The organism is Streptomyces sp. NPDC002676 (assembly GCF_053592455.1).
The window spans coordinates 123,527-143,198 of sequence record NZ_JBSFVT010000002.1 but is presented as its reverse complement, the minus strand read 5'-3'; the positions used below and the strand labels follow the sequence as shown (position 1 = coordinate 143,198).

At 66.7% G+C, this 19,672-nt stretch carries 15 protein-coding genes and 3 pseudogenes; 10 read left to right on the top strand and 8 right to left on the bottom strand.

Features of this window, described 5'->3' with window-relative positions:
- Positions 1-13 precede the first annotated feature (13 nt).
- The 3 genes and pseudogenes from ACWD3E_RS07725 (at position 14) to ACWD3E_RS07715 (ending at position 3,169) form a co-directional block, all read left to right on the top strand.
- Positions 14-1,056: pseudogene (locus tag ACWD3E_RS07725) on the top strand (IS701 family transposase).
- A 130-nt stretch (positions 1,057-1,186) separates the two neighbouring features.
- On the top strand, positions 1,187-1,648 hold the full coding sequence (locus ACWD3E_RS07720; protein WP_451386635.1) for a pyridoxamine 5'-phosphate oxidase family protein: 462 nt from the start codon (positions 1,187-1,189) through the stop codon (positions 1,646-1,648).
- Positions 1,649-2,221: 573 nt separating this feature from the next.
- Entirely contained in the window at positions 2,222-3,169 is a 948-nt protein-coding gene (locus ACWD3E_RS07715; RefSeq protein ID WP_451386634.1) for a phosphotransferase family protein, read from the top strand.
- Positions 3,170-3,957: 788 nt separating this feature from the next.
- Here ACWD3E_RS07715 and ACWD3E_RS07710 read toward each other — a convergent pair.
- Positions 3,958-4,791 carry a PIG-L family deacetylase gene (locus ACWD3E_RS07710; RefSeq protein ID WP_451386633.1) on the bottom strand — a complete coding sequence of 278 codons (834 nt, stop codon included), beginning with the start codon at positions 4,789-4,791 and terminating at the stop codon, positions 3,958-3,960.
- A gap of 933 nt (positions 4,792-5,724) precedes the next feature.
- Between ACWD3E_RS07710 and ACWD3E_RS07705 the strand changes: the two are divergent.
- From ACWD3E_RS07705 to ACWD3E_RS07695, 3 genes and pseudogenes are all read left to right on the top strand, one after another.
- A pseudogene (locus ACWD3E_RS07705) lies at positions 5,725-6,163 on the top strand (SMI1/KNR4 family protein); the annotation flags it as partial.
- A 228-nt stretch (positions 6,164-6,391) separates the two neighbouring features.
- Entirely contained in the window at positions 6,392-6,955 is a 564-nt protein-coding gene (locus ACWD3E_RS07700; protein WP_451386632.1) for a dihydrofolate reductase family protein, read from the top strand.
- 234 nt (positions 6,956-7,189) lie between these two features.
- Positions 7,190-7,675 (top strand): hypothetical protein, encoded by a 486-nt coding sequence (locus ACWD3E_RS07695; RefSeq protein WP_451386631.1) that lies wholly within the window; start codon positions 7,190-7,192, stop codon positions 7,673-7,675.
- 563 nt (positions 7,676-8,238) lie between these two features.
- Here the strand turns inward: ACWD3E_RS07695 and ACWD3E_RS07690 are convergent.
- Genes ACWD3E_RS07690 through ACWD3E_RS07675 form a run of 4 tightly spaced genes read right to left on the bottom strand, consistent with a single transcriptional unit; the run spans position 8,239 to position 11,585 of the window.
- Complete coding sequence (locus ACWD3E_RS07690; RefSeq protein WP_451386630.1) at positions 8,239-9,081, bottom strand: ABC transporter permease; 843 nt, start codon at positions 9,079-9,081, stop codon at positions 8,239-8,241.
- The gene (locus ACWD3E_RS07685) at positions 9,082-9,699 is read right to left on the bottom strand and encodes an ABC transporter ATP-binding protein (protein ID WP_451386629.1); all 618 of its coding nucleotides are present in this window, start codon (positions 9,697-9,699) and stop codon (positions 9,082-9,084) included.
- Positions 9,684-10,673 carry a polyprenyl synthetase family protein gene (locus ACWD3E_RS07680; RefSeq protein WP_451386628.1) on the bottom strand — a complete coding sequence of 330 codons (990 nt, stop codon included), beginning with the start codon at positions 10,671-10,673 and terminating at the stop codon, positions 9,684-9,686. Before ACWD3E_RS07680 ends, ACWD3E_RS07685 begins: the two co-directional genes overlap by 16 nt.
- An 18-nt stretch (positions 10,674-10,691) precedes the next feature.
- Positions 10,692-11,585, bottom strand: a complete 894-nt coding sequence (locus tag ACWD3E_RS07675; protein WP_451386627.1) for a phytoene/squalene synthase family protein — start codon at positions 11,583-11,585, stop codon at positions 10,692-10,694.
- Between the two features lie 371 nt (positions 11,586-11,956).
- Between ACWD3E_RS07675 and ACWD3E_RS07670 the strand changes: the two are divergent.
- The 4 genes and pseudogenes from ACWD3E_RS07670 to ACWD3E_RS07655 all read left to right on the top strand — a co-directional run.
- A pseudogene (locus ACWD3E_RS07670) lies at positions 11,957-12,169 on the top strand (MFS transporter); the annotation flags it as partial.
- Positions 12,170-12,186: 17 nt separating this feature from the next.
- Entirely contained in the window at positions 12,187-12,831 is a 645-nt protein-coding gene (locus ACWD3E_RS07665; RefSeq protein WP_451386626.1) for an isochorismatase family protein, read from the top strand.
- A 58-nt stretch (positions 12,832-12,889) separates the two neighbouring features.
- The gene (locus ACWD3E_RS07660; protein WP_451386625.1) at positions 12,890-14,329 is read left to right on the top strand and encodes a hypothetical protein; all 1,440 of its coding nucleotides are present in this window, start codon (positions 12,890-12,892) and stop codon (positions 14,327-14,329) included.
- Positions 14,326-15,477: an ARPP-2 domain-containing protein gene (locus ACWD3E_RS07655; protein ID WP_451386624.1), complete on the top strand. Its 1,152-nt coding sequence runs from the start codon at positions 14,326-14,328 to the stop codon at positions 15,475-15,477. Before ACWD3E_RS07660 ends, ACWD3E_RS07655 begins: the two co-directional genes overlap by 4 nt.
- A 728-nt stretch (positions 15,478-16,205) precedes the next feature.
- On the opposite strand, the gene gndA is transcribed toward ACWD3E_RS07655, so the two are convergent.
- From gndA to ACWD3E_RS07640, 3 genes are all read right to left on the bottom strand, one after another.
- Entirely contained in the window at positions 16,206-17,657 is a 1,452-nt protein-coding gene (gndA, locus tag ACWD3E_RS07650; RefSeq protein ID WP_451386623.1) for an NADP-dependent phosphogluconate dehydrogenase, read from the bottom strand.
- A complete protein-coding gene (locus tag ACWD3E_RS07645; RefSeq protein ID WP_451387112.1) occupies positions 17,654-18,655 on the bottom strand; it encodes a glycosyltransferase family 25 protein in 1,002 nt (333 codons plus the stop codon). The genes gndA and ACWD3E_RS07645 overlap by 4 nt, the downstream gene beginning before the upstream one ends.
- Before the next feature lie 334 nt (positions 18,656-18,989).
- A complete protein-coding gene (locus ACWD3E_RS07640) occupies positions 18,990-19,445 on the bottom strand; it encodes a hypothetical protein (protein WP_451386622.1) in 456 nt (151 codons plus the stop codon).
- Positions 19,446-19,672: the final 227 nt, after the last annotated feature.

The following is a 19,672-nucleotide window of genomic DNA, read 5'->3' as shown; positions in this document are numbered from 1 at the left end:
GTTCGAGGCGGCCATGGACCGGATCGCGGGCCGGTTCGCGCGGGTCGAACCCCGCTTCTGGGCCAAGCGCTTGGTGCTCGGCCTGCTGTCGGACCTGCCGTGCAAGAACTGCTGGACGGTCGCCCCGTCCGCGACGACGTGCGCGAATACGTCGTCGAGCACCTCCACGAGGAGGCCGCGGTGCTGGTCGTCGACGAGACCGGCGACGTGAAGAAGAGGACCCGCACCGTCGGGGCCCAGCGCCAATACACCGGCACCGCCAGGCGGATCGAGAACTCCTGGGTCGCGGTCTACCTCGTCTACGCCGGCGAGCGCGGGCACGCGGCGGTGGACCGAGAGCTGTACGTCCCGCGCTCTTGGACCTGCGATCCGGACCGCTGCCGGGCCGCGGGGCTCAGCGAGGACACCGTTCGGCTGGATCACGGGTGACGAGGTCGATGGCGGCAACCCGAAACTGCGATCCCCACTCGAAAAACGCGGCATCTGCTACGTCCTCGCGGTGGCCTGCTCAGCCGAACTGACCACCGGCGCAGACACGTTCCTCGCTGATGCGCTGGCGAAGAAGGTGCCGGAGCGGGCCTGGCAGAAGCTCTCGGCCGGACGCGGCGCGAAGGGACAGCGGTTCTACGGCTGGGCCGTCATCGACCTCGCCGAGGCGGCACCGGGCCACCACCAACTCCTGATCCGTCGCAACCGCACCACCAGTCAACTCGCGTCGCAGGTTCCAGATGGCGGGTGGAGGAAACCTTCCAAAGTGAGAAGGGGCTGGCCGGACTGGATGAGCACCAGGTCCGCCGCTACCCCTCCTGGGCCCGCCGGGTCACCCTCGCGATGCTGGCCCATTTCTTCCTCGCCGTCGTCCGCGCCGACGAACACGCACACCGCCCCACGCCGGACGACCTGATCCCGCTGACCTGCAACGAGATCCAGCGCCTATTCATCAGTGTTGTTGTTCGGCGCGTTCACGGCCCGGCCCACCGGCTCGGCTGGTCCGCGTGGCGACGCAGCCACCAGGCGCGATCACGCGCCGGCCGTTACCGGAGACAAGTGTGCTGAGCACTTCAGCTGGCTATTCTGAGCACGGAAGTTGGTCGCCCCGAGCCAAAAGCTGAGGGGTTCATCGGTCGCTGGGAGTAGGTCCTGCGCCTCAGGTGCGCTTCGCGCCTACTGGCTAGGGTCGGTCCTCATGGAGACCACAGGAATCGTTCGTCGCCAGACGGCGGAGCGTAGGCGCGACACTCTGGAACGGCTCGTCACCGAGCGGGATGTATGGGTGTCGACAGCACATCCTGATCACGGGCCGCACCAGGTGCCGCTGTGGTTCATGTGGGATGGGCGAGCAGTGTGGATGTGCACCAGTGCCACTTCCGCGACTGCGCGGAACGTGCGCGAGGAGCCCCGCGTGCGCCTGGCGCTGCCGGACACCTTCGACGTGGTGCTTCTCCAGGGTGAGGCGGAATGCTTCCCGGACCAGGAGGTGCCCGGAGGCGCCGCGGAGGCGTTCGCCGACAAGTTCGGGTGGGATCCGCGCGTGGAAGAGGGTTCCTTTCTGTATGTAAGCGTCGTCCCGAGGACTGTGCGCGCTTGGCGGGGCGAGCCGGAACTACGCGGGAGAGTCATCATGCGCGACGGGATGTGGCTGGAATAACGGCCGTCCCTCGCCGATGCGCCTCTCTCGGATCACGATCTACAGCTCGAGTACTAAAGGCACCGCGCCGTGGCCACGAGGTGTGACAAGCTCGCCGTCCGCTACGACCGTCCTCGTAGCGGCCATCAACGAGTTGGTGTAACCACCATATTCGACCCGCGCACCAGCGGATCCGCCTATAGAACGGGCCGTCAGGTGCGAAGTTGCGAGAGCACACCGTATCGTCCTGCCCCCTGAGGTACGCGAGCATCCATTCGCTGAACGTCATGGCATCTTCCTCGTAAGTGCCTTCATCATGCTCGACCACACCCACCCGCCATTCCTCACCCTCTTTGGCGGGTATTCGGAAGAACACTGTCTCGCCCGACGCACTGCTGCCCCAGGGGAGCAGTTGCCCAGGGGCGGACCCCACCGGGCAGAGGGGTTCAAGATCTTCGGGGACGTCGGCCCAGGCCAGGTCGGGGCACCTGCACCTCCAGGGCCGGCTCCGGCGACGAGACGGCCCGGGCCTGCCCGCGGACAGCGCGTGATAATCGATTGCTTTGGTGGCTCCTCGGTGCATACGGTCCACGCATGTCGCAGCCGGATCAGTTGCCTCCCGGGACCGTGTGGGCCGAAGGGCTGCTGCGAGAGGTGTTCCCCGACGCCGAGGTGATCGAAGCGGTGCCGCGTACGGGCGGCCAGTTGAGCGCGGTGTACGAGATGCGCTGTGCTGATCCTGGCCACTGCGCGATCTTCAAGGTGTATGCGCCCGAGTGGGCATGGAAGCAGGCAAAGGAAGTTCGCGTCTATCGGATGCTCGCGAGCCTTGGATCCCTGCCGGTACCGAGTGTGCTGCACCACACGCCGGGCGGAGGGCCTGGAGGCCGGGCCGTCACGATCCTGAGCCTGCTCGAGGGGCGCCCGTTGTCTGAGGCGTCGAAGGATCTGGACTCGGCACGAATTCCGTCGTTCTACCGGCAGATGGGCGCCGCCTTGGCCACGATGCACCAGATCGGCCAGGAGGCCTACGGGTATGTGACCGACCGCATCCTCGATCCGTGCTTCGATAACGGAAGCTACATGCGGCGCCAGTTCGCCAAGAAGCTCACGGAGTTCAAGGTTCTGGGTGGCGACGGCCGGCTGCACGACGCGGTCGCGCGGCGGGTCGAGCGCGACGGGGCGCTGTTCGACAACTGCGAGACCGCGGTGCTCTGCCACAATGACCTGCATGAGGGCAACGTGCTCGTCGCACGGCGTCCGGACGGCTGGGAGGTGACCGGCGTGATTGACGTCGAGAACGCGATCGCCGCCGATCCGCTGATCGACCTGGCCAAGACCGACTACTACTCCCTCGGCCGCGGCGAGCCGGAACGCAGCGCGCTGTTCGAAGGCTACGGGCCGCTTCCCACCGACGCCGTCGAGCGGCTCGAACTCTACCGGCTCTACCACGCGGTCGAGTTGTGGGACTGGTTCCGTTCGATAGGCACGGTCGGGCCCTTGGGTGCTATCGCCGATGACATCGCCCAGCTGGCTGGTTAGGCAGCCCGTGCATCGGGGCGGCGTCATTCGATCGGTCCGGTTTGATCACGTGGTGCCGAAGGTGGCTAGTGGGCGGCGGAGGTCGCGGGCGTGATGGCGGAGTCCGGCGGCGATCACCGCTGCTCGCCACGCTCGCCCACAGCGGCATGATGGGCCGCGATGGGCCCACAATGCGCGTGGTGGTCCGCCAGGCCGTCCGCAAGGTTCGTCCCGTCCCGTCCCGTCCCGCCTCCGCCGCCCGCCGATCCGCCGGCTCGCCGCGCTGCGCCGCCTGAGGCCTGCACGCACGCGATCGGCGAGCTGATGCTCGAAGTCGCGCTGGCCTGCCTACCTGTTCGACACCGACGACGCGGACCTCTTGGCGCCGCTGTCCGAGGACCTCGAGCACGGCCTCGCCGCCCGCCGCTATGCAATGTTCAGCGACCGTCGCGCCGTGCCCGGCACCCTTCTGCGACCGCTGCTGCCTGCCGCTGCTATGGGCACACAGCCCGTCTCCCACGTGCGCGGGGTGCGCTGTGAACTGTAAGGCGAGGGCCGCCGGCGGCGACCTGGTGTTGCTCTCGGTCGTACTGCCCGCGGTGGTGTACAGCGGGTTGCGCTCGTGGGCCTGGTGGTGATCGTCCGCCGGCGCGCCATCGGCATGACCGTCACCGTCACCGAGGCCGCGCTCGAGGATGCCCGGCTGCAGCAGCACCTCGACCGCGACCGCGAGGACCTGGCCGACGACGAACGTGGCTCCCCCGAAGTCGCAGAGTGGGAGCGTCTCAGTCCTCGGGTAGGCGGCCGGATCAGCGCAGTCCCGCGAAGAGGTCGTTCTCGGGCACGGCCGCGCCGGTGGTGTCCTGGACACGTACGAAGGTCTCCACGCCCATCAACTCGGTGAACCTCTCCTTGCCCATCTTGAGGAAGAAGATGTTCTCGCCCTGGCTGGCGTGCGCGGCCAGCGCATCGAACTTCTGGCCGCCGAACGCGGTGGTGTCCACCCAGGTGGTGATCTCCTCATCGGGGAGTCCGATCTCGGCCATCGCGGCGGCCTCAGCGGGATCCGGCTCCTGCCAGTCGCCAGCGAACTCGCGCATGGTCTCCCCGAATCGCTGCATCATCGAGCGGGGTGCCGTCGTCCAGTACACCTTCGGTGTCAGCGCGGTCATCGCCAGCGCCGCCATCGTGATGCGGTTGGCCTGGATATGGTCGGGATGGCCGTAGAAGCCGTTCTCGTCGTAGGTCACGACCACATCGGGTTGGTAGCGCCGCAAGAGTTCCGCGAGTCGGGCAGCGCCCTCCTCCACGGGGGTCTGCCAGAAGGATCCGGGGGCGTCGTTGGTCGGCCAGCCCATCATCCCGGAGTCGGCATAGTCCAGCATCTCCAGATTACTGACCTTCAGGACGTCACAGCTTGCCTCGAGTTCTTGACGCCGCATCAAGGCGACGGCCGCCGGATCGTGTCCGGGATCGCCCGGCTTGACACCCCCTGGTCCGTCGCCGCAACCGCCGTCTGTGCACGTCACGAGGACCGTGCGGATGCCCTCCGCCGCGTATCGCGCGAGGACACCTCCCGTTCCAGTGGCCTCATCGTCGGGGTGGGCGTGCACCGCCATGAGCGTCAAGGGCCAGTCATTCATGAAACAGTCCTCCTGTATGAAAAGGCCTCGGTCCGGGTCCGCGGCGGGCGTACTGCGGACCAGGGGGCCCGGATCGCGTCGGGACGGACGACCTTTTGGTCTCCCTGTCCCCGCCCGCGCGGCGCCGGTCCCTCGGCCAGTGCAACAGTGCGAGCCGCACGGGCTGTTCCCGCCGCGCACGGGAACACCCCTGCGCCTTGGCGCTCGTTCCGGTGCACTTCGCTTCCGGACTTGGCCGTGAGCCTTCACGGCATCGGCGCGTACTTGCCCAAGAGGGCAGACGGCCTGTCGCCTGGCGACCATGCCCGGCCTGGCCTCGTTCGCTCGCACCGTTGTCGGGCTTCGCCCGCGTCGCGGTGAATCCGGTATCCGGAACAGCCTTGTCGGCGGACCGATGGTGTCCGTGGCGCAGCTGTATGCCGCCGACGTGCCCGAGATCGCCTTCCCCGAGGGCACTGACCTGGTGCAGATCGTGTGGTGCCCCGAGCCGCACGTCTTGCCGAAGCGGTCGTTCCAGGGCAAGGACTGCCGGGTGTTCTGGGGGCGCGCCTATGAGATCAGGTACGGGCCGGAGGCGCAGCCCGGCCCCTGGGCTAGCCGTGGATCGCCCTGCCCCTGCACATCCGAGTGGCGCTGCGCGAATTCGACGAGCGCTTCACTTGGCCAGCTGAGCGCTGTCTGTCGAGGAAGTCAGTCAGGCGGTCGGCGCAGGTGTCGAGCAGCTGTGACTGAGCCGGCTACGCGCTTCAGTTGGCCGGCGTGCGTGAAATCCCCCTGGGGGACCTTGGGCGTTGGGCTCTTCCCGCGTCAGCAGTGGGCCCCGCAACGCGAGTGTCGGCAGTGGCACGTACGGTCTGCCCATGACTGATCAGTGGTGAGCAGGAGTACGCCAGCGGGGCGAGGCGAGGCTCAGATAGGCGTGCGGTTGCCGGTCGCGTGCAAGGCCGCTGGCGTTGGGAAGGCGACGGCGCGGACCTGGCCGACCTGTCGCGACTTGCCGAGCCCTTTCCCGACCAGGGTCCGGACCCGAAGCTGCTCGACGAAGTCCTTGCTCAACGCCCCGAGGAAGAGGACTTCGACGACATCGAGGACTTCGACGACGCCATCGAGACGCGGGACGAGCGGTGGGAGGCTGTCATGTACGCCCCGGAGCGTACTGCTGGCGTGATCGTGATCTCCCACCTGGGCTGCGCCCTGAGACAGTGGTTGATCATCGGCGGCAGTCACCGCGGCATTGATCTGGTCCGACTGCCGGGTGGACGACGTCGACCTCGCCCCGCTCCTGGCCGACGACGGTACGCCGGTGAGGTTCGCCTGCTGGTGCATGGACTGGCTGGAAAATGCCGAGCGCACAGCTCTGTCGGCACCGTAGGTCCACCACCCTGTGCTGTTTGAGCGTTGTAGTGGGCCAAACGGGCCAAGCCGGGCGCTCAACCACAGTCCTTGTGGCTGAGCGCGCTGGGCCGTGTCTCGCAAGATCGCTGCCCTTCGTGATGATCTTCGCGGGGGCGGGGAGATCTGAGGGGATCCCGAGAGCCGCGATGAGTCCCGCGGCGCTGGCGGTCGTAGTGTCGAAACCTGTTCCCGAGGAGGGCTTCTGATGCGCAGCGTGACCTATTCCATGGGCGTCTCCCTTGACGGCTATATCGTCGGGCCGGACGGTGACTTCGGCTGGACGGCGCCCGACGAGGAGGTCTTTCGCTTCGTCACTGACGAGATCCGAGAGGTCGGCGTCCACCTGTTGGGACGACGGCTGTACGAGACGATGCTGTACTGGGAGACCGCCGACCAGGATCCATCGCTCGACGACTCCATGCTCGAGTGGGCCGCGCTCTGGAAGCCGCTCCCAAAGGTGGTCTTCTCCACCACGCTGTCGGCGGTGCAGGGCAATGCCCGCCTGGCCTCCGGCGGCCTGGCGGAGGAGATCGAGCGGTTGCGAGCCGAGCCGGGGGAGGGCGACATCGCGATCGGCGGCGCGACTCTCGCCGCCGAGGCAGCCGCGTTGGGTCTGATCGACGAGTACCGGGCCAGGGTCTACCCGGTGCTGGTTGGCGGTGGCATTCCGTTCTTTCCCCAGCGCGAGCGCCGGGTGGACCTCGAACTCGTCGAGACCCGCACCTTCAGCTCAAGAGTCGTCTACCTCCGCTACTGCGTGGCGCGCTAGACGAGGCGATCTTGTGCGCGATGTCGCTGATTTCGTCGCCCGTGGTGACATCGTGCTCGCGGCTATGGGTGACATGTAGATGGCGTCTTCGGACGGGTGGACCGCGGGGAGGGCCATCGACCGCTGACGCTGTTCCTCGACGTTTGCTACGGGGGAAGTCGCAGTGACGTCCTGGCACACGCACGCGGACGGACGTCGCTGCTCGCAAGGCGTGGGTTCAAAGACGTCGAGCGCATGGTCCACGACCTGGCCGCGACGGGCGACGGAGGGTTGCCGCAGAAGATCATCACCAGCCTCGTCCCCTCGCACGCCGACCTCTCGCAGCTCCCCTTCTTCCCCAATCCCTTGTATGGCGAGACCCGCACCCGACAAGGTCTGCCGACCGGATTGCCGCCCGAGATGGCGGCTTTGGCCAACTGGGCCTGGGGTCCTGAGCACTTCATGCGGCGAGCGGGCGGAGCCGAGCCCGTCGACCACGACTGGGAGGAAGGCTGTCTCTGTGGCCGCAAAAACGAACTGCACGAGCTCTCCTCCTGGTTGAACGACGAGACGGCAGGGCCGGGCCTGCGTACGGTCACGGGCAAGCCGGGGGGCGGGCAAGTAGGCCCTGCTGGGCGTGCTGGTCTGTGCCGCGCACCCGACGCTGCGCAGGCCCATCCGGGCCCTGTGGCGTGGTCTCGGCGGCTCGGGGTGATCCGGCCCCGTTGTCAACGAATGTGATGGACCACCTCACCAGGCTGCTGCCCAACGACTGCCGCCCGGTCACCGTCATCAACGACACCCTCGACGAGGCGGGCAGTGAACCGATAAGTCATAGCGCGGTTCTCAGCATGTTCGTACCGCTTGGCAGGCCGGGGTCCGAACCTGAGGGTCGTGTGGGGTCATAGCTCGTCGACACCCGCGGGCCTTCGCAGGGTCGCATAGGCCAGTTAGTCGTTGCCCGCTCGTTCGGCGTAGCGCATAGCGGTCTTGGGATTGATGCCGAGCGCGTCGGCGAGGACGGACGGTGGGCCTGACCGGCCATTGCATCCAGGCTCGGGAGCGCGTGGCCATGGTGCCGCTCTCGCGGAGGATCGTCGCGACGGAGTAGACGCGCACCGTTCGGCCGGGCATCCGGCCGGGGAACGCCAAGGGACGGTCTGGATTCGCAGCTGTGCTGAGGCCCGGGCGTGTGGCGAGGCGGAAGCGGATCACAACGGCGGCCGGCACTGGGATGTCCGTCCAGCCCTCTGCTTGTCTCATGGCTTGGCCGGAGCATTCCGTCTCGCGGCCGTGGCATTTCCTCAGCAGATACGGTCATCGCGTCCATGATCGTCAGATCCGCCGTGGAATAGACACTGACGAGGATGCTCGGCCGACCTGTCGGGCTTGTCGTTGAGGTGGACGCTTCGGTCGCGGGTGTTGTGGTGGAACACGATCAGCCCCAGGCCGGTGAGGGAGGTGAACCAGGTGAGTTGGAGTATGAGATGGGTGGTCGGGGTGGTGGAGGAGAAGCCGCCGGCTGTTGCCGCCTGCATCGCTCCGTAGATGGGCAGTGCGGACACGAAGTGGTCGTTCGCCGCGTGGTTCGCGATCGGGTTTTGGAGTCCGACGTCTGTGATGCTGATCATGAGGATGAGGAACATGCCTTCGAGTTCGCCGCGGACCAAAGTGGCGAGGAGTACACCGAGCGCGCCGTAGGTCACTGCTGCGAGGAAGATGCTCAGGGCCAGTACGGGCGGCCGTTGCTGGTGCCAGAAGAGGGTCATGGCGGTGGTGGCGTAGCCGGAGATGATCGCGGAGATCGTGATGAGCACGCAGATCTTGGCGGTCACCAGGTAGGTCCGGGGGTATCCGGCGAGCGCGAGCCTGCGGTCGAATGCGCTGGTCCTGAAGGTGACGGAGAACATCATGAAGCCCACGATCTGGGTGACCGCGTTGAGTGCGCCGGAGATCTGGCTGAGCTGGTTGCCGTGCGCCCACAGCGTTTCGCCCGAGGCGCGGAGCACGTATGGGACTCGTTGTGCGGGGATGATCAGGAAGCTGACGGTGAGCCAGGTGGGCAGGTACAGGGCGACGAGCCACAGGGCGAGACGGTTGCGGGCGTGTTCGGTCAGCGCCATGCGGGTCGCTGTCACGAAGTACATCTAGTTGCCTCGGGGTGTGTGGGTGCCCGGTCGGAGTACCCCGGATTCGAGTAGGTGCAGCGTGTCCAGGCGGTCCGCGTCGTGGGCGAGATGGGAGATCACCAGCACCGAACGTCCCCGGCCACGCAGCTCCTGTGCCAGGTCCCAGAAGCGGAGGTAGGTGTCCCAGTCGAAGCCCTGGTAGGGCTCGTCCAGCAGTAGCAGGCCAGGGTCGTGCATCAGCGCGATGGTGAGGTTGAGCTTCTGCTGGGTGCCGCCGCTGAGCGTGCTGACGCGTTCGTCGCGGTACTGGACGAAGTTCAGCGTGTCGAGAAGTTGCTCGGCCAGGCACAGGTCGGGAAGTTTGTAGGCGACCTGGAAGTACCGCAGGTGCTGGTCCACGGTGAACGCGTCGTTCAGTACGGCCTGTTGCGGGCAGTAGCCCAGACTGCCCGTGTGCGTGGCCGTGCCGCCAGTCGGTGTCAGTTCCCCGGACAGGATGCGCAGCAAGGTGGTCTTGCCTGCGCCGTTCTCGCCGACGACACCCGCCAGCACGCCTTCGGGCACGTCGAACGTGACGCCGCGCAGCACCTGCCGTTTGCCATAGGCGTGCCGCAGGTCCTTCACGTGCAAGGACATACGGCTCCCTGGCGGGTGACGGACGCGGCGAGCTCCGCGAGCCGGCCGGGATGCGGGATGCCGGTGAGCGCCGCCCGCGCGGTGTCGAGGTACTCCTGCGCCCGCTGCGCCGCCAGTGCCACGGCGCCGGTGCGGGTGATGACGTCGAGGACCTCTCGATGCGCGGTTGCGGGGTCGACGTCGTCGCGGAAGGCTCCCGTCAGCCGGTGGCGGCCGGCCTCGTCTGCTGTCTCGTAGGCGAGCAGCACCGGCAGGGTCGGGTGCCGGTTGGCGACGTCGCTCAGCGCGGGCTTGCCGGTCTGCTGTTCCTGCGCGGTGTACGGCAGCAGGTCGTCGCGGATCTGGAACGCCATGCCGAGCAGTTCCCCGTACCGGCCAAGGGATGCGGCCTGCTGCGGCGTTGCTCCACCGAGGAGTGCTCCTGCCTGGCAGGCGGCGCTGATCAGCGCCGCCGTCTTGCCGCGGATCACCTCCAGCGCCGTGGGCACACCGCAGGTCAGGTCCTCGCGGATCTCGGTTTCCCGCAGCATGGCGCGGCACATGTGCCGCATCCCGTCGACCACCAGGTGTACGGCATCGAGGACGCGATCGGCGGGGCCGGTGCTGAGCATCGCGGCGTGGCCTGCCATCGACAGCCCGTCGCCCGCGAGCAGGGCCTCGGAGATGCCGTAGTTCTCAGCTGACGAGGCGCGGCCGCGCCGGATGGGGTCCTGGTCGACGATGTCGTCGTGGATCAGGCTGGCGACGTGCAGGCACTCGATGCCGGCCGCGAAGGGCAGAACCACGTCGGTGTCACCGCCGACGGCGCGCGCTGACTCCACGCACAGGATCGGCCGCAACAGCTTGCCCGGCGGGAACAACGCATCGCGGCAGACCAGTTCCATCAGGCTCTCGCCGGTGCCGATCCACCGGAGCAGCTCGGCCTCGATGCGCGGCACCAGAACGTTGTGGGGCCCGGAAGCGGCAACTGACATGAGCGGGTTTCTCCGTGTTCAGCAGGGGATCGTGGAGCGCCACACCGGCAGCCACACGTCCAACCGGTCGGCGAGCGGCACTCGCGAGGGGCGATCCAGCACGGCGGGTCCGTCCGCCAGTACCTGGCGCAACACGAGCTCGCAGTGGTCCTGTTGCGCCTCGATCCCCGGCGAGTCGGTGTAGTGCTGCAGGTGGGCGGTCAGCATTGGCATCCGGCTGGTGATCCGGTCCACCTCGAACGCGATGAGCTCGGCCATGCCGGACGTCCACTGCCTGGCCTTGACGTCCTGGGCGCGCACACCGAACCGGTCGAGATCGGCGAGCGGTAGGTACATTCGGCCGTCGTCGAGATCATCGGCGAGGTCGGAGAGCTGATCCATCCACTGGAGGAGTTCACCGAACTCGTGCAGCTCCTCATCCAACTCGCGGGCGACCTCCGCTCCCTCCAGCAGCGTCATCATGCCAACCATCGCTCCACCGGTGGACTTCCTCGCCCACTGCCGCAGTTCCTCGTAGGTGGCGAACTCGGCGAAGTCGATATCCCGCCGCATGGCGTCGAACATGTTCGCCCACAATGTGGTGGAGATACCGGTGACGCGCATGGTGTGTGCCACGGCGTGATGAACCGGGTCAGCGGCATGACCGGCGGAGATCGCAGCGAACGTGGCGTCGACGTACGCGTCGAAGGTGCGCCGCCGTTGGCCGACAGGGCCGGTGTCGGCATGCTGGTCGGCTTCGAACGCCAACGCGGTCATTGCCGCGAGATGCGGTCGCGCCGCCGCGGGTAGGGATCTGTAACCCCACCACCGGACGTTGCCGCCGTCCCTGTCGGCAGCGTGTCGGACGCACCACGTGTAGCACTGCCGCAGTACGGGATCCTGGATCCCCGCCTCGTCCAGCCACCGCCGCACCAACATCCATGGCCCCCTCACCCCAGCGAGACAACACAAGGTCATCGATCGCGCACCATACGTATGACAGAACGCTCAGGCCTGGTTCGGGTTTCGCAGGCCATCGGCAGGCTCGGTGCGTACGGCACTGAACTGTGGCCGCCCCTGTACCAGCGAAACGTCCGCCGCGGAGCGGCTGAACGCAACAGTGCGAGCGAAGCGCCTGACCACTCTCGGCCTTCGACGAGTTCACCATCGTGTCGACGGATGTTGACCGTTGCAGCGAAACCGTCCAAGGCATACCCCCGACCCGAATAATGGCTCGCATAACCACGATGCCCACCTTCGGAATAGAGATGGGCGAGTGCCGATACCAACACCCGAAAGGATGAATGTGCCCGACCGGGCTGAGTAGCAGGCGGTCGTCGGCCGGGCTCGAGTCTCTTCCCACCCCCGGACTCTTCTCCCGTACGTATCGGGCTGCCACGGCGAGTTTCGCTGCGGTGATGTTCCTGACCGGGTTCGCGGCGCTGGCGGTGATGCCGTTGCTACCAGTGGCCGCTCGGGACCTCAACGGAGTCAGTCTTTACCCGCTGGTGGCAGGGGCCCGTCGCTACGGCCAATGCTGAAGCGGGTAAGGGAACTTAGGGGCTCGGGGGTACCACCGTGCGCACAGCCATGCCGGTTTACGACCGGTGGCCGCTGGCAGAGGGCCATCGCTACGGTAGGCCGATGCCACCGACGCCGCACCGCGCCGCGCTCCTCGTCATCGACATGCAGGACGACACGATGCCCATCATGCACTGGCCCTGACCGAACCGTCGCAACCATCGCGGGTCTCAGCTTTCGGGCGTGTGCCTCGAAGGTTCCCGTCATCACAGTTCGACAGCGAGGGTGCGGCGATGCTCTGCCCGAACTGGCGCCGCGGAACGGAGAGCCGGTGGTGACGAAGACCTCTGCGGACGCCTTCTTGGACACCGACTTCGATGAGACGCTGATCCGCCTCGGCGTGACCGAGGTCCTGGTCACCGGCTTTGCCACGGAGAACTGCCATGAAACAGTCCGCGCTCGTGCACGTCAACACCCTGCTCTTTCAGCAGATTCTCGCAGAGCCCGCGTGGGCAGAGAGGCTGTCGGCGTCGGGGGATCGCCCCATGCCCGCGGGGTGAGGGAAGTCAGTGGAGGGCTTGTGGCCTGCTCTGTTACGGTCGTGTGGCCGGCCGCGGGACTCCGGTGCGACTTCCGGAACCTGCCTCTGAAGCAATGATTCGCAGCTCGTGCCCCCATTCCCCGGCCGGCATCCACACCTATGGGGAAAGAATCGGATGGATTCGTACGGGGACCTCATCGCAGCCGACGATGTGCTGCTCTTCGTCAACGCAGCGATCACCTCCACTGGCCAGCGTGAATTTCATAGCGACGCGGGCGAGCAGCGGCTGTCCTTGGACTTCCTCCATGCATACATGCTGGGGAACTACCGCGACCTGTACGCCAGGACGCTTGCGCTCGACATCAACGACTACAACGCAGTCCTCATCATCCGAGGGCTGCTGGAGACCACCGGTGAGGCCACTGCCGACCAGCGTCGCAGCGAGGGCCGGCTGATTGCGTGCCGTCTGGCGACGCTGCCGCCACAACGCGTGTACGGACTGTTCGATGCCCTGCGCCGGGCCAGGGTGAACAACCGTCGCAGCCGCGCGATCGTACGTGACTGGCTGTCCGCCCGCCAGGACCTGGCGTTCGATGCCGTGAAGTACCGCAGCAGCCTCAAGCGAGCCCTTCGCCACGCACACCTGGCCCCCGCCCACGAAGAGCTGGGGACGTTCATGTTCGCGCCGCTGGCCCGCCCGCACTATGCGACACCCCTCTTGGAGACGTGGCGCCGCGCGCACTACGAGCAGGCCGCCCTATACGAGCTGCCCTATACGGTTGCCGAGGGCTTCGCCGCCAAATACGGCATCCCCAGGGATGTCTTCCTGAAGCGCATAGCTCCACGGATGACCCGCCTGGAGACCTTGCGGCTGCAGGAGTCCGCGCACAAGCGCGGGACCACAGGGGTACAAGCGGACCTGGCGGGGATGCCGCTGACCCGATTGGCGACCTATGTGCTTTCGCTGCCGGTCGAGGACCGTCTGCGCCGACGTGCCGAGCTGACCCACGCCCTGGAATCGGCCGCCGACCGGGCGGCCGGCTCCCACCGGGGGAACTGGGGCAAGGTCACCGCAGTCCTGGACGACAGCTTTTCCGCCTTCGGATCGGTTCACAAGCGTCGTCGACCGCTGGCCGTGGCACTGGCCTGCCACTATCTGCTCGCGGCCCTTGCCAGTGACTACACCGGGCTGTGGACGTCTGGGCGGACTGACGCCCTGCTGACCTATCCGTACGGGCCGACGCCGGTTGGCCGGCGGATCCTCGACGCGCTGGAGACCGCCCCGTCCAGGCTGGTGATCGTTTCCGACGGATGGGACAACGCGCCTCCCGGCCTGGCCGCCGAGGTGCTGCGCATCTGGCGGACCCGGCTCGACCCCGAGCGTCGCACCAGCATCGTGCATCTCAACCCCGTCTACGACGCGGCCGATTTCGACGTGCGTCGGCTGTCCGCGACGATGCCCACCGCGGGTATCCGTGATGCCGAGGACCTTCCCGCACTGGTGGAGCTCGCCCAGTTCGCCGAAGGCCGGACCGGCCTGGCCGAATTGATCACTTACCTGGACACCCGCGCGGCCCGAATGATGAGCGGACACCACCAGGAGCGCGCGCGATGACCACACTGGACCTGACCGGCCTGACCACCCTCCCCTCCCAGGTCTGGGGTGCCGTCCGGCTGGTGCCGCTCGTGCGTGACGAACCTGTCGACGATCTCCGTCTGCGCTCGCAGCTCTACGGTGATGTGACCGGGCTGGTCGAGGTCGGCCCACGCCATGCCTATATCTCCTACATCCCGCACGGATTCGTCGCCACGTGGACTGATGACGGCACGCCGGCAGCCGCCTACGGCACCCAGCTTTCCGCCGACGGCAACTCGGCTCCCGCCGCCACGATGGGCCTGCGCTTCCACCGCAGAATGGCCCGCCGCCAAGCCAAAGACCGGCTGCGGTTCCTCCCCATGCACCTGGCACTGGAAGGCTACCTGGCACTGCACTTCGGCGGCCCCTCCCTCGCCTGGGAGCAGTGGTCGCAGCGTGCAATCCGCCAAGGACTGTCTCCTCGCGTCGAGGAAGCCTATGTGGGTGCCGAAGTACGCGGACTCGCCGACGCACTGCGCATCTTCGAGATCCACCCCGACCAATGCGGCGTGATGGTCTACGTCGCCGACGCGCTCGCTGCCGCGTTCGCGGTCCCGCATCCCGACGACTACCGCGCACTCCACCCAACGCTCCTGCAGGACCTGTACGGCGAACTGGTCCACCACTACGCCACACTGATGCCGCCGGCGCCGGACTTCCAGGCCCGCATACCCGACTCGCAGATCCACTCCCTGGCCCACCTGCGCACGGCAGCTGCCGAACAGGAACACACCTGGACGCATTTTCACGACACGACCATGGCAACCGGCCTGCTGGAACACGCGTACACCTGGCAGTCGGTCCACCGGATGGGACGCTTCACGCTCTCCCGCTTCCTGCCGCCGTTCCGTCCCAAGCAGGAGAACCACATCGGTGAGGCCATCACCGACGACAGGGGCAGGATCGCCTACCTCAAGACGTTTCGTCTGTCGGAGAACCAGGTCCGTCGCGGTCACCTTCTCAGCAGGCTCGCCGCCAACGACTGGCACCTGGCGGACACCGCGGTCGATCTTGGCATTGAGGAGGCTCAGCTGGGACTGCGACTGGAGTCTGCCGGCTTCGGTTACCTGCTCCGCCAGGACATCTTGGACGGATACCGCAAACAAGGACGAAACCTGACGGGATGAGCGCGGCACGATGGGCTGTTCTGCCGCAGTAAATTACGGATCTACCGCGACAGAGCCGGAGGGGTGGGCGAGGGCGGCGATCGATGTCAGTTTCCGGAGTCGCCCGCACGGATCGTATCGCGCGAGGGCTTCTCTCGGCTCAGCCCGTTGATGGTCCGTCATCGGCCCGAGGACACATACGGGGACCATCCCGTCCTGGCCGACGATGAGGGTCTCTCCCGGGTACGACGGAGACCATCCTGCCGGACGGTGTCTTTTGGCCGAGCGCCCGGTGTCCTTGGTGTACTCGACATGCAGCCCGTCCGCTGCCGCTGCCAGGCCCGGCGGGGCAGTCTGGCCAGCAGGCGGTGACGGGGAAGCGGCCCGCCGGCGTCACGTGGTGGCCGGCGGGCACGGCGAACGCGTAGTCGTAGCCCAGCTCGCGGATCGTGGGCCCCTCGCAGCATCGCGGCGGACAAGTCATGGCGGACAGGACGGAGAAGCCGGTCGTCGGACCGACGGAAGACGCGCTGTTGGACAAGGTCGTCGAGCGGCTGATCGACCGCGCCGATCTTCGAGGGGCAGGCCGGTGCCTGTTATGAAGCCGTCGAGGGCGACGACGGCGAGGCTTGCTGACCAGCTGGTCCCTCGCAGCCCGCGGTACTCGCTCGATGGAGCGGGCAATGACGTGACGGCCGCGCGCGACGGCAGACGTCCTCCACACCTACAACCAGGCCAGGTGAATACCGTCAGTGCCGGTTGGCAGGGTGTTCGCTTCGGTCCTGTGCCCATCGTGTCCGGAACGTGCCCTCGCGGTCCGTGCGCTGGTACCCGTGGGCGCCGACGTAGTCGCGTTGGGCTTGGATCAGGGCAGCGGGGGACCGGCTTGTGCGAAGTGCGTCGTAATAGGACAGCGCTGCCGCGAGAGCGGGCATGGGCAGACCGTACCGCGCCGCTGTGGCCACGACCGTGCGCCAGTCGTGCTGGGCCTCGTCCAGCTCCCGGCTGAACCTTGCGTCATGGAGCAATCCGGGCACTCCTGGGTCATTGGTGTATGCCGCGCTGACCCGGTCGAGGAACGGCGCGCGCAGGATCGAGCCCGCCCTCCACACGGCGGCCACCGCGGCAGGGTCAACGCCCCAGCCGTGAGCGGTGGATGCGGCACGGATGAGGTGGAATCCCTGTGCGTAGAGGACGGCCTTCGATGCGTAGAGCGCTTGCTCGATGCGGGGAATGAACGTGGCTGCCTCGGGCGCGGAAAGCGGCGGCTCCGGCTTGCGGTTGGGCGGTGTGCGCAGGTCGTGGTGGCAGGAGAGCGTACGGGCGAAGACAGCCTCGGCGATTACCGGTACCGGCACGCCGAGTTCGAGCGCGGCCTGCACCGCCCACCGGCCCGTGCCTTTCTGCTCTGCGCGGCCGACGACGACGTCGATGAAGGACCGACCCGTCGCCGCGTCAGTGTGAGCCAGGATCTCGGCGGTGATCTCCATGAGGTGAGCGGCCAGCCGGCCCCTGTTCCACTCCCGGAGTGTGGCTGCGATCCCGGCGGGCGTCTGGCTCGCGACGCTGAGGAGCAGGCCGTAGGCTTCAGCGATCAGTTGCATGTCGGCGTACTCGAGGCCGTTGTGTACGGTCTTCACGAAGTGCCCGGCGCCGCATCCGCGCAGGCGTCCGACGGTGGGCATGCCGTCGGGGGTCTTTGCCGCAAGGTCGTACAGCAGGGAGCCGAGCGTGCTGTACGCGTCGTCGGAGCCGTCTGCTGTGATACTCAGGCCGTGCAGCGCGTCCTCGGTACCCCCGCACAGGCCGGCGCCGATGAGGTGGACTCCGCGATCTCGGAGCGTGGCTTCGCGTCGGCGCGTGTCCTCGAAGTGGGCATTGCCGCCGTCAAGGATCAGATCCCCCGGGGCGAGCAGCGAGGCCACTTCACCGATGACCGCGTCTGTGGGGCTGCCGGCGTCGACGATGATGAGGACGCGACGAGGCGGCTTCAGCGCGTCGACGAGTTTTCGGGGGGTATCGGCGATGAGGAAGTTGCCTTCACTGCCGCACTCGCGCACCAGGCAACGGGCTTTGTCAGTCGTCCTGTTGTGGATGACTACCGTGTAGCCCCGGCGAGCGAGTTGACGGGCCAGGTTGCGACCCATGGCGCCCAGCCCCACGACGCCGACCCCTTCAGTCGACCCGGGCGATCGGTTCACTTGGTGGGCCTGACCGGGAACTGATCGCGCAGATCAGGGTCCTCCAGGGCGAGATGCAGCTCTTGCGCGGCGACGGCCGGGACGGTCCGGTAGACATCGACGGTGAGTTCGCGCGCGTAGTACTGGTCGATGGCGATTTCTTTCGTGATCCACTCCATCATGCCTACCTCGCTTCTGGGGAGCTCGGTCAGTAGGCGCTCATAGATCCGTCGGTTGTAGGCGATGGCATGGGTGCCGAGGAGGCCGCGGGCCTCGGCGAGGTGGGTGCAGCCTTTGGCGAAAACGGCCGGTCGACGCACTTTTTGGTATCCGCCGAGGTAAACCGCGTTCCATGTCCGCCCGGCGAGTTCCCGCAGACTGCGGCGTAGGACCCACTCGGCGCCCTGCAGAAACACGGCGTCGTCCTCGAAGACCAGCACACTCTCCCATCCTTCCTCGTGGGCCGTTTGAATGGCCTTCCGGTGGGAGAGTGCGCAACCAATGTGGTAGTTGCCGGGGACCGCGACCGCGGGGATTCGGCGGACCTTTCCGTCCACGCCGAGAGCGGCGAAACGTTGACCCATGCGCTCCCAACGGGCCGGATCACTGTCCAGATTGATGCACACGATGCCGTCGAACACCGACAGCAGAGAGGCAGGGGATGACGTGCGAGGAGCGGACACCTGCCAAGCACCTTCACTGTCGGTGGCACCGCCGACTGTAGTAGCCAGCCGGACTGTGACCTGCTCTTCACGCAAACCAGGGTCGGCGAAGGTCGCGACCAGGTCGTATTCCCCATGAAGCTCGGGCAGGCTCACGTTCAGGAAGTTTTCCCCCGGAACAGATACTCCCTTCGCCACATAGGCGACGTCTTCTCCGTCTCGGCGCAGAAACACATACAGATCGCCAGGTACCGTTTCCGCAAGCTGCGTCCACGCCAGAAACACCTTGCCTCCGGGCGTCACCGGGCTCCCGGAGACAGGAGCCGAGATCTCGATGACGCGCTCTCGCCTGTTCATCACGCGCAACGCTCCCCGAGAAATGCCGTGTCAAGACCTCGACGGCAGGGCGAAGCTGGAAAATATGCCCTTGCCGTCCAATCCTTCAGGTGTGCTACCACGTCACCAGCTCCTCTCTGCTTCCACCGGGGGGCTTACCGCGTCTGTGAACCAGAGAGGCCATCCACGAGCACATCACCGAAACAGCGGACGACGGAACCAGCGGAGCCCCTCGGCCGGTTGGCACCATGAGTGAGATCGCCACGGGCCGGCGACCAGGGGGCTTCACCGTGTCACCCCATATCCTGCCTCACCAGCTCTTTCACCCACCGAAGCGCGGGTGAAGGAGCTTTATTCAAGGCATAGTGATGACGAATACGACTGCGCCTGCCGCGCTGGAGATACTTCCTCCGGTCAGGCATGCGGTGACATTCGAGGCGAGTGCCACGGCCAGGGTGTTGACGGTTGCGCCCTCGTAGTGACCAGCGGTGATGGTCCACCCTGAGTGGCAGATCGGGTGGCCTTCTACGCGTTCACCGGTCAAAGAGACGAGGCGCATCGAGCTTGTGGAGCCATCTGACCAAGTAAGGGTCCCTGTGGCTTGAGGATTGGTGATGGGGCTTGTGCAGCTTTCGGTACTGGAGCCCGAAAGGTGAGCGGACACCAACAGGACGATCGGCAGGATAGCCGAAGGGAGTCCAGGCACGAATAAGACATCGCTGGTGATGTGGTATTCCTGGGTGCTCGTGGTCATGGGTGGGCTATACGTATCGACGTACTGCCCCAGACCGGCAAGGACGTGCGTGGCCACGCTGACCCTCCTTTCTTTCAATCGTCGACCATCCCGACGACAGGGGCAGCGCTAACCATCTCTCTCAACTCCAGGAAAGGACCACCAAAGCAACGGATGCAATGACGGACGGTATTGCGCGACAGGGCAGACCAACAAGGAAACCACCCTGACGCGCGACATCTTTAACCGCAGCGCGAGTAACGGGAATCTGCCGCTGCATCCACTTGTTGGAAGTGGTCGCGGGA